We start from the raw sequence: 14,552 nt of genomic DNA, 5'->3' as shown, positions 1-14,552 counted from the left end.
CCTGGCTGGCTCCATGATAAACTCGGGGGTACATCCACAAGGTAGCCACTGCCGGCACGCCTGGCCTGCATGGTGAAGCCCCGAACTCCGCGGGCTTCGGCCGTGTCGTCCGGCACACAAGGAGACGCAACGAATGAGCTCTACCCCCTGGACCGCCCCCATGCCCGACGAGCAATTCGAGCTGATGCGCGAGATTCTCGCCGCCCCGAGCCCGGTGGGACTCGAAGGAGCCATGACCTACGGCGTGCTCAAGCCCCATTTCGAGGGCTTCGCTCCCGAAGGCTGGCAGCTGCACCAGTTCAAGGGGCACGCCAGCGTGGTGCTGGATACCCACCCCGGTCGCGACGATCTGTTCAAGGTGATGATCATTGGGCACGCCGACAAGATCCGCATGCAGGTTCGCTCCATCGGCGAGGATGGCAAGATCTGGATCAACAGTGACTCCTTCCTGCCCAATGTGCTGGTCGGCCACGAGGTGACCCTGTTCAGCGAGGACCCCGAGGCTCCGGGCAGCTACCGGCGTATCCAGGGTGGCACCGTGGAGGCGCTGGGCGCCATTCACTTCTCCGATCCCGCCCAGCGCAGTGGCGACAAGGGCATCAAGAAGGAGCAGCTCTACCTCGATCTGCAGATCCATGGCGACAACAAGAAGCAGCAGGTGGAGAACCTGGGCGTGCGCCCCGGCGATGCCATCCTGCTGGAGCGCCCCATCCGTCACGGCTTCAGCCCGGACACCTTCTACGGCGCCTACCTCGACAACGGCCTGGGCTGCTTCGTCACCGCCGAGGTGGCACGCCTGATCGCCGAGGCGGGAGGCACCGAGAAGGTCAGGGTAATGTTCGCCATCGCCAGCTATGAGGAGATCGGCCGCTTCGGCAGCCGGGTGCTCGCCGGCGAGCTCGAGCCCGATGCCATCATCGCCGTGGACGTCAACCACGACTATGTGGCCGCCCCCGGCATCGGCGACCGCCGCATGCAGCCACTGGAGATGGGCAAGGGCTTCACCATGTCGGTGGGCTCCATCGCCAGCGAACAGCTCAATCGCATCATCGAAAGCACCGCCCGGGAACACGCCATCCCCATGCAGCGCGATATCGTCGGCGTCGACACCGGCACCGATGGCATGGCCGGCGTGCTCGCCGCGGTGGACTGCGCGGCCACCTCGATCGGCTTCCCGATTCGCAACATGCATACCATCTCCGAGACCGGCAATACCCGGGATGTGACGGCGGCGATTCATGCCATCACCCGCAGCCTCCAGGCGCTGGATGCCCTGCCCGATCCGCACCGCGAGTTTCTCGACAACCACCCGCGCCTCGACACGGCCAGCCCGCTTACCCACCGTGGCGGTGACAAGCCCGGGAATACGCAGGAAAACCAGGAGGGCTGATCACGGAGAGAGGGCCCGCGACGCCCCTAATGCCTGGCATTCGGGGCGCTATCGTGTGTGGCATCGACCATGCCGCCGAGGAATGATGCACCAGCGACATGGGGGGTGATGCAACGGAATCGGGATTCGCTCTCATTCCCGACAGGCAAGGGCTATGATGGCCTCACAGTCACCAGTTCAGTGAGAGCGACATGCACCCCTTTCTCGTCGATGTCTTTGCCATTCATCCCCGCGGTCAGGAGCAGCATCTCGGTGGCGGCATCTTCCATGCGGCCAGCGCCGACGACGCCGAGGAGCTGGCCACCCAGGAGTTCTGGCAATCCCGCCTGACCGACCAGGGTTACGATATCGGCTTCCGCACCGACCAGCCCGACACCGGCTGGAAGGTCATGAGCCTGGAAAGCCTGCAGGCCTTCGCGCCGCGTCAGGCCTACGCCTGATACGCGACACGCCTGGAACGCTACAGAGCAACGCCCAGGCTTGTTATCCGCGCCGCCCCGAGGGGCGGCGCTTGCGTTGACGCCCCCGCTACCTCCGTTCCAGCAGCCGGGCCAGAGCCTCGGCCAGCACCGGCGCCATGTCGATGGCATTGCTCGGGTGAGCGATGCAGTCGGTGCTCCACACCTGCCCCACCCCGGCCGCACGGATAACCGCCAGGGCATCCTCGGCGAACAGGGCATGGGTCAGGGCCACATCCACCGAGTCCGCGCCGGCCGCCAGCAGCGCCTCGGCAGCACGGGCCACCGTATGCCCTGAGCTGGCCACGTCATCCATCAGCACCACCTCGCGTCCCGCCACTGGAATGTCGGGCAGTTGAATCGACACCTCGCGGTCACCGTGTCGCACCTTGCGACACACGCCATGATCACCGCCGATGACCTCGGCCGCCCTGGCCACCCACTGACCCGCCTCCTCGTCGGGCCCCAGCAGCAGCGCTCCGGGGCGCCTTTCGGCGACCAGCTCGGCCAGACGCGGGGCGCCGGATAGGGCCAGCGCCTGCTCGAGGGGGATCGCCTGCTCCAGCCGCTCGATACGATGCAGGTGAGGGTCCACCGTGATCACCCCATCAAACAGCTCCGCCAGAAAGCCCCCCACCAGGGTCTGGCTGACGATCTCGCCGGGATGGAAGGCGATATCCTGGCGCATATAGGCGAGATAGGGCGCCACCAACAGCAGGCGTCCCACGCCCTGCCGGCGGGCGTGCCGCGCCAGCAGCAACAGCTCCACCAGCTTGTCATTGGGCCTGTCCAGGCTGCGGTAGATCACCAGTGTCTCGGGAAAGGCGCCCTTCTCGGTAAAGGGCAGGGTCAGCTTGAGCTCGTCATCGGGGAAGCGGTGACGGTCGACGGCCAGCGCCTGCAAACCGGAGGCAGCGGCCAGGCGGCGCGCCGCGGCGGCTTCGTCGGCGAAGTGGAGCAGTACGGCTCGGTGATCTCGGCTCACGGGGTCACATCTCCACGTTCAGTTGGGGCAGCTCGTCACGCTCTCCCAGGGTGATGCCGCTATCGCGCTCGCTGGACTGATGGGCCAGCGAGAGTTCGTTGCGATGGGCGGCATAGACGGTATTCATCCTAGCAGCCGTTTCGATAAGGCGTCTTGACGACGCACGAGGCGAGCACGGCTTGTGGCGAAGGCGCCGATATCGGTGATGTCTATGCTGACCAGTACGCCTCACCGGTCATCACCCGCAAAATGGAACGTGAGGTTTGATAAGCTTTCGCTCGGCAAGTGAGGCACGCCGTCGCCGTTTCTGTCTGCACTCATCCCGTCGCGATGGCCTCGTCGCGTCCCGGGAGGTCGCCTCGACCGCGGTGTGACGCCATCATCAAAGGAGAGTCGCCTTGGAGCTGATTCAGTACGCCCTGGACAACCTGGACCTGCTGCTCGCGCGCACCCTGGAGCACATCTCCCTGGTGGGTGTGGCAGTGGGCCTCGCCACCCTCACCGGCGTGCCCATCGGCATCGCCATCACCAAGAACGAACGGGTGGCACGGCTGGTGCTCTACCTCGCCTCGATCATCGTCACCATCCCCTCGATTGCCCTGTTCGGGATCATGATTCCGGTGCTGTCGCTGATCGGCCACGGCATCGGCTATGTGCCCGCGGTGATCGCGGTGCTGCTCTACTCCCAGCTGCCGATCATCCGCAACACCTACACCGCCATCAACAACGTCAACCCGGCGCTGCGTGAAGCCGCCCGCGGCATCGGCATGAGCCCCAACCAGCGCCTGCGCATGGTGGAGATCCCGCTGGCGGTGCCGGTGATCATGGCCGGCGTGCGCACCGCCGTGGTCCTCAATATCGGGGTCATGGCGATCGCCGCCTATATCGGTGCCGGCGGCCTCGGCACCTTCATCAGCCGCGGCATCTCGCAGTCCGACCCGCGCCAGCTGATTGTCGGCGCCGTGGCGGTGAGCCTGCTGGCGATCATCGTCGACTACACCCTACTCTTCGTGCAGAAGCGCCTGACGCCCAAGGGCATGGAGCGGGCCGCCGAGCTGGCCTGACCCAGCGAGCCTCTTACCCGGCCTCTGACAAGGAAACCCCATGATCAAACTCGATAACCTGACCAAGGTCTTCGATACCCCCAAGGGTGCCGTGGTCGCCGCCGATCACATCAGCATGGAGGTCCCCCGGGGCGAGATCTGCATCCTGCTCGGCCCCTCCGGGTGCGGCAAGACGACCACGCTGAAGATGATCAACCGGATCATCCGGCCCACCTCCGGCAGGGTGTTCATCGACGGCGAGGACACCACCGGCATGGACACCCAGAGCCTGCGCCGCAACATCGGCTACGTGATTCAGCAGATCGGCCTGTTCCCCAACATGACCATCGAGGAGAACATCACGGTGGTGCCCAAGCTGCTCGGCTGGGACAAGGCCAGATACCGCGAGCGGGCCCGCGAGCTGATGGCGATGATCGCCATGGAGCCCGACGCCTTTCTCAAGCGCTACCCGAGCGAGCTCTCCGGGGGGCAGCAGCAGCGTATCGGCGTGGCCCGGGCGCTGGCCGCCGACCCGCCGGTGATGCTGATGGATGAGCCCTTCGGCGCCATCGACCCCATCAACCGCACGGTGATCCAGGATGAGTTCCTCAAGATGCAGCAGGAGCTCAAGAAGACCATCATGTTCGTCAGCCACGACATCGACGAGGCGATCAAGATGGGGGATCGCATCGCGGTGTTTCGCGAGGGCAGCCTGGTCCAGCACTCCGAGCCGGACGACCTGCTGGCGGCTCCCCGGAACGCCTTCGTCGAGTCCTTCCTGGGCGAGGACCGCGCGCTCAAGCGCCTCAACCTGGTCAGGGTCCGCGAGGTGGTCTCCGACGAGATCGCCACGGTGAAGCCAGGCGACACCCTGGAGACGGCGCTGGCCCGCATCGACGACTTCGGTTACCAGAATGCCATCCTGATGGTGAACGACCAGCGCCAGCCGGTGGGCCTGATCACCCGGGCCAAGACCCGCACCACCAAGGGCTACTGTCGCGATCACTTCCAGAACGTGCCGGCCACGGTGACCCTCGACGATGATCTGCGCAAGGTCGCCTCGCTGATGTTCGCCAAGGACGCCACCTGGCTGCCCTGCGTTGACGACGAGGGGCGCGTCTGCGGTCAGATCACCCAGCGCGCCATGACGCACCATCTGGGTGCCCGCTTCCGGACCGCCGAGCGTTCGCCCCAGGCAAGCACCGAGACCACGAGCAAGGAGTAAGCCGATGCCGATACAGAGCCTTCGTGGGGCCCTGCAGGCGCTCCTGCTGGTCGCCGTCTTCCTGGCCGGCATCTGGGCCCAGTCGAGCGGGGTGATCGATGAGTTCCTCTGGTACCTGCCCGACGTGCAGTTTCTGGCAGCGCAGCATCTATGGCTGACGGCCGTCTCGGGTGGGCTGGCCATCGGCGTGGCGATCCCGCTGGGCATTCTGCTCTCGCGCCCCGCCATGGCACGCTGGGCCGAATCGCTGATGCAGGTGCTCAACGTCGGCACCACCATCCCGACCCTCGCCGTGCTGGCGCTCTCCATGAGCTTCCTGGGCATCGGCACGGTGCCGGCGGTGTTCGGGCTCTTCGTGGCTACCCTGCTGCCCATCACGCGCAACACCTATGCCGGCCTCACGGGGGTCAACCCGGCGCTGATGGAGGCCGCCGCCGGCATCGGCATGTCGGCGACCCAGCGGCTGCTCAAGGTCGAGCTGCCCAACGCCCTCTACGTGATCTTCGCCGGCATGCGCACCGCCCTGACCATCAACGTGGGTACCGTGCCGCTGGCCTTTCTGATCGGCGCCGGGGGGCTGGGCGAGCTGATCTTCACCGGCATCGACCTCTACGATCCGGTGATGATGCTCTCCGGCGCCATCCCCACGGCGCTGCTGGCGATCGTGGTGGACGCTCTGATCGCCACCGTCGCCTTCCTGGTGGTGCCGCGCGGGGTCAACCCGTCGCGCGCCTGACCGTTCAAACCGTGCTAGACCCTATACAGCCACACGAGGAGAAATAGCCATGAAACGCTTGATGACCACCCTGACCGGCCTGGCCCTGGCCGGTGCCATGACCACCGCCGGCGCCGCCGAGATCACCGTCGGGGGCAAGAACTTCACCGAGCAGCAGATCCTCTCCAGCATGACCACCCAGTACCTGGAGGGCCTGGGCTACGATGTCGACACTCGCGCCGGCATGGGCTCCGCCGTGCTGCGCCAGGCTCAGGAGAACGGCCAGATCGACCTCTACTGGGAGTACACCGGCACCTCGCTGATCAACTACAACGACGTGACGGAGAGCCTCTCGCCGGAGGAGAGCTACCAGCGGGTCAAGGAGCTCGACGCCGAGAAGGGCCTGGTGTGGCTCGAACCCTCCGAGGCCAACAACACCTATGCCCTGGCGATGCGCGCGGAGAGCGTCGAGGAGACCGGTATCGACACCCTCTCCAAGCTGGCCCAGGCGATCAACGATGGTGAGTCGCTGACCTTCGCCCTGAACGCCGAGTTCTACGCCCGCGAGGATGGCTGGCGCCCGCTCCAGCAGGCCTATGACTTCCGCGTCTCCCGCGCCGACGTCAAGCGCATGGACTCCGGCCTGGTCTACCCGGCGCTGCGCGACGGCGAGGTCGACGTGGGCCTGGTGTTCGCCACCGATGGGCGCATTCCCGCCTTCGACTTCCGAGTGCTCGAGGACGACCAGGGCTTCTTCCCCGCCTACGCCCTGACGCCGGTGGTGCGCCAGGAGACCCTCGACGAGCTTCCCGAGCTCGAGTCGCAGATGAACGCGCTCTCCTCACTGCTGGACGACGCGACCATGGCGGAGCTCAACGCCCGGGTCGACGTCGAGCGCGAGACCATCGAGGACGTGGCCCACTCCTTCCTCGAGGAGAACGAGCTGCTGTGACCTCTACGGCATGGCTGGCATAATGCCGGCTATTTCCACCGCTGTTTCCACAGCGGCTTTTACACCAAGGAGGGCCGCCCGCGGGCGGCCCTCCCTCTTTTCAAGGGGAAAGAGATGCACTACCAGGACAGGCTTCGCGTCGGCGCCGCCCAGATCAATGCCACTCTCGGCGATGTGGATGCCAATCTAGAACAACACCTAGCCACCGTCCACGAGGCCCGTGAGAGGGGTGTCGAGCTGCTGGTCTTCCCCGAGCTCTCGTTGACCGGCTACGGACTGGGCAGCCGCGTGATGCAGGTGGCCATGCCGCTGGTGGACCCACGCCTAGGCGAGCTGGCCCAGGCCTGTGGCGAGATGCAGACGGTGGTTGGCTTCGTCGAGGAGGCGAGTCCCGGCGAATACTACAACGCCCTGGCCATCCTTCAGGAGGGTGAGATCACCGCGGTGCACCGCAAGCTCAACCTGCCCACCTATGGTGGCCTCGAGGAGGGCAAGTGGTTCACCCACGGCAACGAGCTGACCCAGACGCAGGTGCGCCCCGGCTGGTCGGCGACCCAGCTGATCTGCGCCGACCTGTGGAACCCGGCACTGGTGCATGCCGCGCTGCTGCCCCGCCCCACGGTGCTCTGTGCACCGATCAACTCGGCCTCGGGCGTGGTCAGCGATGATTTCTCCAACGAGCAGAACTGGGTGCTCAATGTACAATTCTACGCCATGACCTACGGCACCCCGGTCATCATGGCCAACCGCTACGGCCCCGAGGGGCAGAGCCACTTCTGGGGCGGCTCACGCATCCTCGGCCCCCGCGGCGAGCTGCTCGCCGAGGCGGAGGAGCGCGAGATGCTGATCACCGCCGAGCTGTCGCGCACCGCCATCGCGCATGCCCGCTTCGAGCTGCCCACCCATCGCGATGCCGATACCCCGCTGATCCGCGAGCTGATGGCGGGCTATCGCTGACAACAGCTGACAACAAGGAGCACGAGACCATGTGGCATCAGCAGGAGATCCGTCTTCCCGCCCTGGCGCGGGGGTTCCATCTAATCACGGAGCGCATCATCGAGGCCGTGCCGGAGCTGGCCCACTGCCGGGCGGGGTTGCTGCACCTGCAGCTGCAGCACACCTCGGCCTCGCTGACCCTCAACGAGAATGCCGACCCCGATGTGCGCCACGATATGGATGCCTTCCTGCGCCGGCTGGTCCCGGGTGACCTGCCCTACTTCCGCCACACCCTTGAGGGGCCGGACGATATGCCGGCCCACGTCATCGCCAGCCTGCTGGGGACCCAGCTGACCCTGGCGGTGCGCGACGGTCGCCTGGCGCTGGGCACCTGGCAGGGCATCTGGCTCGGCGAGCACCGCGACCACGGCGGACCACGACGCCTGATCGTCACCCTCAACGGCGAGGCGTGACGCCAGCGGGCTCAGGGCAGGCGCCCCTGCTTCGCCAGGCGCCGCCTGACCCAGGCATCGTAGAGGCGACGCAGCAACGGCTTGAGCCCCGGCAGGCCGATCAGCCAGGCCAGCGGCCTGAGGCGCGGCACCCGCCGCATCAGCAGCATATAGGCGTCGATCCCCTCCACGATGTCCCCGCCCTCCTCCTCCACATGCAGCGAGAGCAGCGCCGCCTGGGGATCGACGCCCTTGTCGCGGAGCATCTGCTGATGCTCGGTCACATCGCACCACACCACCCGGTCGCCGGCCTCCCCCGCCCACTGCTCGTAGCGGGCGCGATCCTTGCGGCAGCGCGGGCAGATGGCATCGTAGTAGACCTTGAGCAGTGGAAGCTCGGACATCGACATTCTCCTTTATGAACTGGCACGCCGCCGCGGCTCACTCGGCCCCAGGGCCTCATCGAACGCGCGAAGTCCGCAGCATGGCACTCCTTACCACATACCTTACCAGTAAGCGGGGTCGTCGAACGCCGCGACGCAGCGAGGTGCACCCGCCGAGGCCGTTACCTCGCCTCCATCCAGCGCCTGGTCGAGCCAACCTTCGGGCTGGGACAGCCTGAAGGGCGCCGTCTCCAGGGGCGCGGGCATGAAGCCGACCCGCGAATAGAAGGCCGGATCCCCATAGGTAAAGATTCGCGTCGCGCCTCTCGCCTTCAGCCGCGCAAGGCCATAGCGGATCAGGCGCTGCCCGATGCCCCTGCCCTGGTGATCGGGGTGCACGGCCACCGGTGACAGCAGGAAGGCCGTGATCGGGGAATCGAACGTGAGCCGCGAGAAGAAGATGCCGGCCACGATCCCGCCCTGCTCCATGGCCATGAAGCCCAGGACATCCTCGGGGGCACTATCGGCCATCAGCTTGCGCACCAGGCCCGCAACCTGCTCACCCTCCGCCGGTCCCTCGGCAGCGGAAAAAGTGCGAGCAAACAGCGCCTGAATCTCCGACGATTGGTGCGCCTTGAACTCTACGAACTGCAGGGCCTGGTTACCTCTTTGGGTCGACGATGATCAGGTCAGCCTATGGGAAGTGATTGGCCAAGTCTTCATCGTGGTGGCCGATATGGCTGCTATCGGCCATAAGCAGTCATTCAGAAAGCGCTGAGATAACGCCAATACTCAGCAGCGGCCTTTGCGCAGCGAGGTGGAGAAAAGGTTATCCGGTGGAGGTCCGTCAGGGCCGTAACGAACTGGAATGGCTGGTTATGTATTGACCGGAGTCTCCGAAACCTCTATGGCACCCATAACGATCACCTCGAGGCATGAATCATCTGTGCGCATTCCTAAGAAATAGCTATGGGCGGTTTCATCAAATTCAGCTGCGGTACAATCTAACCACTTGGAATCAGCGGTAAACGACGAAGAGCCAGTTTAAACAATTGCTTCATGGAGTGAACGTTTTCACTCCACCATCTCTCATTGGTTTTGGCCGAAGTATCGAGTTCTGAAAAAAGGTAAAGGGCTCCCATTCGACTGGGGATATGAGGATAATGAGCCTTTCTAACCTCCTCAAAAACTGCCTCCTTCTCTCGATCTGCATGAGTAACTTCCTATCTGGATACGACACCATTCAAACTAGGAACCAATCCTCGCATCATAGTTGGGTGACTGAAGAATTCCTTTACAGATTTGAAGTTGTGATGAAACATCACATCGCCATCATCAGTAGCAAAATATCTCATTCGCTCTCCCGGCAACACCGATGAGCGTGCCTGCTGCCTTTGTTTGCATAGCCGCTTTGGGTCGTCAACTGCACAAACTATCAAATGCTATAGCCTAAAGTTCTCAATCCGACCAGAAGCTGTCGGTGGCGGTGACATGTCGCTTGACCACCACAGAATATCATCTAGGTTTAATCAGTAAGGAAATCAGGCCGTCGTCGTTCAGAAGCGACCGGGCATTAGCTAGAAGAAGCAGACGGGGGATCACTGTTTCGCTCTGTTGGATGCCGACCTGTGGCTCAAGGGTACGGCGACTCCCATGGCGACAGGTGTATTCATCCCTCCTGACGAGTCGTATCAGTTTGAAGATTTCCCTGTGATCTTTGGAGAGTGTCACTATGGAGCTTACTCAGCCTACCCAGGAAATTATGTTGATAGACGTCACACCAATAGCACCTGAACAAGTCGCCAGTAAAGAGAATGAAATCATCGTGAATATTGTTATTCCCCCCAGTGCCGTAGCGTTATGCCGGTTCTTGTATCGTCTACTAGCCGACCAGCCTCTCCGACAGCTGATCGCCAAGGCGAAGGCTGGCGTTTCGCGCCTTCCAACCCTGCGTTCGAGTGCAAACCGCCGCGCCGGAATGGCTCAAGGCTGGTCTTGCCGGACAATTGAGTCAACCGCATTCTGAGCCCGCAGTTTGTGAACGATACCAACATGAGGGACGAAACGATGACCGGGAACGCCAATGGTTCCGTCGACAGTCTGTTCAAAGCGATACATGCGCTCGGACACTCCGGAGATCTCGCCGCAGTCATCGTCCATATGAATGACACCTACCTCATCCAAGAGAAGGGGCTTGAGGACAAGCTGCTTCCTGGGCTCGCTAGGGTTGCTTCCCTGGTCCACAGAATCCGCAAGACGGTCAAGCGCTATGAGACCGAGGACCGCACCCTTGTGGTGCACAGTGGCGACTATCTGTCGCCCTCTTATCTGAGTAAGAGGTGTAGCACCCGCGGCCGACAAATGATCGAACTGATGGGTCATTGTGGCATTGACTTCGCCACCTTAGGCAATCACGAGTTCGATCTCGACGCTGCGGACAGCGCGGAGGTCCTGATGTCGGCCATTTCCTCGCGATGCGCCCGTTTTCAGACGATCGTCACGAATTTGAGGCCGTACCGGCGGAGCCGCCGCATAAGCAAGATCGCCCTTTGGCCGAAGGCGGACCCTTTCATTGCCATCCTCGGTCTTGCCGGTAGCGATACGATCAATGTCGCCAGAAAGCATGGCTTTTGCGCCGAAAACGACATCGAAGGACCCCTCAAGAGTGCATTGGGAAAGATCAAGCGCGATCCCCGGATCCGTTTCCTGGCCATCCTCAGCCATCTCGAAAGGGAGGAGGACAAAAAGCTTCAGAGCTTCCTGCATAAAGAGTGGAATCAGCACGGCTTCGCCTATGTGCTTGGCGGCCACGACCATCATATCGCCTGGCAAGAACCCGGCTCCTATGTGAGCCTCTCCAAGAACCGCTCCAACTGTGCCACCTTGACTGTGGTCCTGATTACCAAGTCCCTCGCCGCCGCACCACCAATGTCATGGGGCGACCCGCCAAGAAAATATCCATCTCGAGAAGAGGAGATGCGCCTATTGAAGGAAGAAGATGATACTTCTATCACCATTGAGGAGCTGATTGCGGCTGGAAAAAATCACAAAGAATCTGAAAAGCTTAATAAGAAAATCATACAGGAAGAACGCGAGAAACAAAATCAACATAAGATGAAGGTTCTAGAAAAAATCCCTAGCGTGATTGGTGAAGCAACACAATACTATAATAAACGGGCCGCGTTGTGCACTCGTAATGACTTCATCGAAGCGTATCGAAAGCAGATAAAGCGACTGGCCGAGGAATACTGGATATATTGTGAGGATGGCGCCTCGATGCTACATGACACTGCCCGGCGTCATGTTGCGGATCAATTCCGCTCTGGCCGCGCGGAGCTCTTGCCTAGCAGGCAGCAAGATGTGTCGAGTGAGGACGTCAGCACCTTTTGGATCTTGCCCGGCGCTTCGCTCGCCGGCATCGAGCCGTGTCCTAAAGCACAAAAGCGCATCGATCACTGGCTTGCGGTGGAAAAGCATAGGATGGGAAAAGACGTCAACCAGATCGTTATCGATGTTTCTACAGTGAAGCGCAGGGAGAAGACCTTCAACTGCCTAGACAAGGAGCTGAGAACAACGAGCACAAATTTTGGAAACTTCGTCGCCGATGCGGTCGAGATAGGCGCGGAGGTGGATTTGGCACTGATTCACGCTGGCATGTTCCGTTCTGATCAGGAATTCGATGTCCGCCTGAAGGTCTCGGATCTTCGCGAAACCTTTCTCTATGATGATGTCGATAACGATGGCATCAAGTCCATCGCAGTAGTCGAACTTTCGAACAAAGAGATCAAGAAACTGATCGGACATGCAAGCAGCTCCCCCGGAACCGGAGGTTTCCTGCAGGTTAGCCGTGGCCTCGAAGGGGGGCGCAGACAGTCAGTCGATCATCTGCGTGTGGCGATCCCGAGCTACCTGCTGGCAAGTGATCAGGACGGATTCCATTCTCTTCTCTTAATGCTGCGCAAGGAGATACCTCCGATTCTGTCGTCGCATAGCATTATAGATCTGGTCCGGGCCGAAGCGTCGCGTGTAAGCTACAGCGAATCCGTGCGCATCCGTGCATCCTCCGGAAAGGATGATGAGGGACAATGGATCGACAATTTCGTGTCCCTGATGGATCAGCTAATCAGCGCGTTGCCCGAGCATGACCAAACGCATGATCGCCTTGTGGTAATTCTGGAGTCTCCAATAATCTATCTCAACGCAATACGGCCAGAGAAACCATATGACATCGTGTTTTCTAGTATGGGCAATCTGTTTGAGTTCATGGAAAAACCGATTGCGAATGGAGACCCTAAGACCTTTCCTTGGCTACCATCCAACACTCAAAAGATGTATCGGTTGATTTCAGAAAGTGAGGTCAGACACAAGAATAAGCGATATTATCAAGATTATTTTGCAGCATTCGCTGGCTGGATATGGGCATTCAAATGCAAGAAACACCGACAGGATATTGAAAAACGTTAAAGACGCCCATGAGTGATCACGATAATCGTCCAGCTATACAATCGCATTCATGTTGAGGAAATATTCGTGCTTGGCTTGAGGCTGGCTGAAAATGAGGATGAGAAAGGATTGCTGCCCAAGAGGGAGATGGCGGCCATGCCACTGATTGCCACTATAGAGCCACTTATGATTGCCATATTGAAATCCGCATAACTTCGGTCAGGAGAAAGATTGCAGGTTTCTGGTGCTGTAGATACATGCGGTTTTGGCATATCTCTTTAATTTTATCGGGTAATGCAGAGTCCGAAGAGCTCAGCCAGCCGGACCGTTGAGGTCAACAACCGACCAGCGCGGTGAACCCATGTAGCCAGCGGGCCAGACGGTACTCGGGTTCATGACGTCTGGCTGGACGCAGCGTAGTTGTGCATCCAGCATGAAGACCAGAGCGGCGCTGGCTGGTGAGGCAGCGGCTAACCTTGGCCGTTGATGCTGAAGAAGTAACACGACTTCAAACAACCGCATCATTGGACTGCGTATGTCGCCTTTGGGTCGCCAGCTGCCAAAACAGATCCATCAGAATAGCCTAAAATTCGGGGTCCGGCCAGAAGCGGACTTTCTGAGAATCCTCATATGACACCTGAGCTCAGCGGCATTTGAGGCGACGCTCCTTTTTACGCTAGCAAAAATGGGTAACGGGTCAGATGTCCGCTGCAACGTGTTGTTAGCTTCTTATTTGCTACGGAATGCCAACTTCAATATCCCAAGATTTATCTGCCATGCGACAAGTCAAGATCTTAACTCCAGGCTGCACCTGCTCTGCGGTTGCAGAGTAATCCGAAAATGCCTGGTGGGAAGATAACGCCTCGTGCCTCAACCCAAGGCAAATTTCTTTGATGCTTCCTGCTGGCAAGCGATAGCAATACAACCGACGTCCGTTAGCTTCAACCACTTCAAAATGTCCGCTGGCGTTGGCTCCAGCCTCATCCCTATCGGCGATGCATTTCACAACTCGCACCTCTTCCTCATAGGCCCAACACATGGACTTATGCAAGAAGAGCCTACTCAATTTCTCGTGATGACCAACGGGATAGTGGTGAGTGTGGCCGACGTTCACGGGGTCACCTTTGGGAGTAGCTGTCAGGGGGGTAGATGGGCGCGTTTGCGTGTAAATAATGCTTCCATGTTGGGCGGGAATGAGGCAGGTCTCTTCGTCGGTAAAGCCTGCCAACTGAGCATCAAACCCGATTACCGCACCGTGATGCTCATTTGCATAATGCGACCACATCAGCGGATTTTTCGCGGTTCGAGTTAGGCTCAGCACACCACTGTTTTCCGTCCATACATGACGCGATCCCCAAGAACGAATGCCATCGAATAGCTCTCCGATCGGGTTTGATGGATGGACTGGATATCCGGCGATAGTTTCAAAAGGGTCATTAAACTCGCTGGCAATTGCAAAGGCAATTGAATTGCCATGCAAAACCTTCCTCGCCACCTCCGCGCTCATGTACTTGTAAAGGATCATGGCATTCCTCAATACAGCTAATGTCAAAGTTGGGCAGCGTCTCTC

General features: G+C 60.7%; 14 protein-coding genes. 9 read left to right on the top strand and 5 right to left on the bottom strand.

Annotation, left to right across the window (positions count from 1 at the left end; all coding sequences use genetic code 11):
* Positions 1-133: 133 nt before the first annotated feature.
* Entirely contained in the window at positions 134-1,390 is a 1,257-nt protein-coding gene (locus RM463_RS04475) for a M20/M25/M40 family metallo-hydrolase (protein ID WP_311429157.1), read from the top strand.
* Between the two features lie 191 nt (positions 1,391-1,581).
* Positions 1,582-1,830 (top strand): hypothetical protein, encoded by a 249-nt coding sequence (locus RM463_RS04470; RefSeq protein ID WP_195689780.1) that lies wholly within the window; start codon positions 1,582-1,584, stop codon positions 1,828-1,830.
* A gap of 88 nt (positions 1,831-1,918) precedes the next feature.
* On the opposite strand, the gene RM463_RS04465 is transcribed toward RM463_RS04470, so the two are convergent.
* Together RM463_RS04465 and RM463_RS04460 are read right to left on the bottom strand one after the other, a co-directional pair.
* Positions 1,919-2,833, bottom strand: a complete 915-nt coding sequence (locus RM463_RS04465) for a ribose-phosphate diphosphokinase (protein ID WP_311429156.1) — start codon at positions 2,831-2,833, stop codon at positions 1,919-1,921.
* 4 nt (positions 2,834-2,837) lie between these two features.
* Positions 2,838-2,960 carry a hypothetical protein gene (locus tag RM463_RS04460; RefSeq protein ID WP_267491323.1) on the bottom strand — a complete coding sequence of 41 codons (123 nt, stop codon included), beginning with the start codon at positions 2,958-2,960 and terminating at the stop codon, positions 2,838-2,840.
* 271 nt (positions 2,961-3,231) lie between these two features.
* Here RM463_RS04460 and RM463_RS04455 point away from each other — a divergent pair, with 271 nt between their 5' ends.
* From RM463_RS04455 to RM463_RS04430, 6 genes are all read left to right on the top strand, one after another.
* Complete coding sequence (locus tag RM463_RS04455; RefSeq protein WP_195689778.1) at positions 3,232-3,897, top strand: ABC transporter permease; 666 nt, start codon at positions 3,232-3,234, stop codon at positions 3,895-3,897.
* 40 nt (positions 3,898-3,937) lie between these two features.
* Positions 3,938-5,101: an ABC transporter ATP-binding protein gene (locus tag RM463_RS04450; protein ID WP_311429155.1), complete on the top strand. Its 1,164-nt coding sequence runs from the start codon at positions 3,938-3,940 to the stop codon at positions 5,099-5,101.
* Positions 5,102-5,105: 4 nt separating this feature from the next.
* Positions 5,106-5,837: an ABC transporter permease gene (locus tag RM463_RS04445; RefSeq protein WP_311429154.1), complete on the top strand. Its 732-nt coding sequence runs from the start codon at positions 5,106-5,108 to the stop codon at positions 5,835-5,837.
* Positions 5,838-5,886: 49 nt separating this feature from the next.
* Positions 5,887-6,768 carry a glycine betaine ABC transporter substrate-binding protein gene (locus RM463_RS04440; protein ID WP_311429153.1) on the top strand — a complete coding sequence of 294 codons (882 nt, stop codon included), beginning with the start codon at positions 5,887-5,889 and terminating at the stop codon, positions 6,766-6,768.
* A 114-nt stretch (positions 6,769-6,882) separates the two neighbouring features.
* Positions 6,883-7,725 carry a nitrilase-related carbon-nitrogen hydrolase gene (locus RM463_RS04435; protein ID WP_311429152.1) on the top strand — a complete coding sequence of 281 codons (843 nt, stop codon included), beginning with the start codon at positions 6,883-6,885 and terminating at the stop codon, positions 7,723-7,725.
* A 29-nt stretch (positions 7,726-7,754) separates the two neighbouring features.
* Positions 7,755-8,177 carry a secondary thiamine-phosphate synthase enzyme YjbQ gene (locus RM463_RS04430; protein WP_311429151.1) on the top strand — a complete coding sequence of 141 codons (423 nt, stop codon included), beginning with the start codon at positions 7,755-7,757 and terminating at the stop codon, positions 8,175-8,177.
* A gap of 11 nt (positions 8,178-8,188) precedes the next feature.
* Here the strand turns inward: RM463_RS04430 and RM463_RS04425 are convergent, their stop codons facing one another.
* The gene (locus tag RM463_RS04425) at positions 8,189-8,560 is read right to left on the bottom strand and encodes a DUF393 domain-containing protein (protein ID WP_311429150.1); all 372 of its coding nucleotides are present in this window, start codon (positions 8,558-8,560) and stop codon (positions 8,189-8,191) included.
* Between the two features lie 102 nt (positions 8,561-8,662).
* Positions 8,663-9,082 carry a GNAT family N-acetyltransferase gene (locus tag RM463_RS04420; protein WP_409228408.1) on the bottom strand — a complete coding sequence of 140 codons (420 nt, stop codon included), beginning with the start codon at positions 9,080-9,082 and terminating at the stop codon, positions 8,663-8,665.
* 1,509 nt (positions 9,083-10,591) lie between these two features.
* On the opposite strand from RM463_RS04420, the gene RM463_RS04415 reads away from it, so the two are divergent.
* Positions 10,592-13,003 carry a 5'-nucleotidase C-terminal domain-containing protein gene (locus RM463_RS04415; RefSeq protein ID WP_311429149.1) on the top strand — a complete coding sequence of 804 codons (2,412 nt, stop codon included), beginning with the start codon at positions 10,592-10,594 and terminating at the stop codon, positions 13,001-13,003.
* Positions 13,004-13,718: 715 nt separating this feature from the next.
* On the opposite strand, the gene RM463_RS04410 is transcribed toward RM463_RS04415, so the two are convergent.
* Positions 13,719-14,507 carry a DUF2971 domain-containing protein gene (locus RM463_RS04410; protein ID WP_311429148.1) on the bottom strand — a complete coding sequence of 263 codons (789 nt, stop codon included), beginning with the start codon at positions 14,505-14,507 and terminating at the stop codon, positions 13,719-13,721.
* Positions 14,508-14,552 lie beyond the last annotated feature (45 nt).

This window comes from Halomonas sp. LES1, assembly GCF_031846005.1.
Taxonomy (GTDB): Bacteria; Pseudomonadota; Gammaproteobacteria; order Pseudomonadales; family Halomonadaceae; genus Halomonas.
Note: the sequence above shows the minus strand (reverse complement) of the source record. Positions and strands in the feature narration are given on the sequence as shown.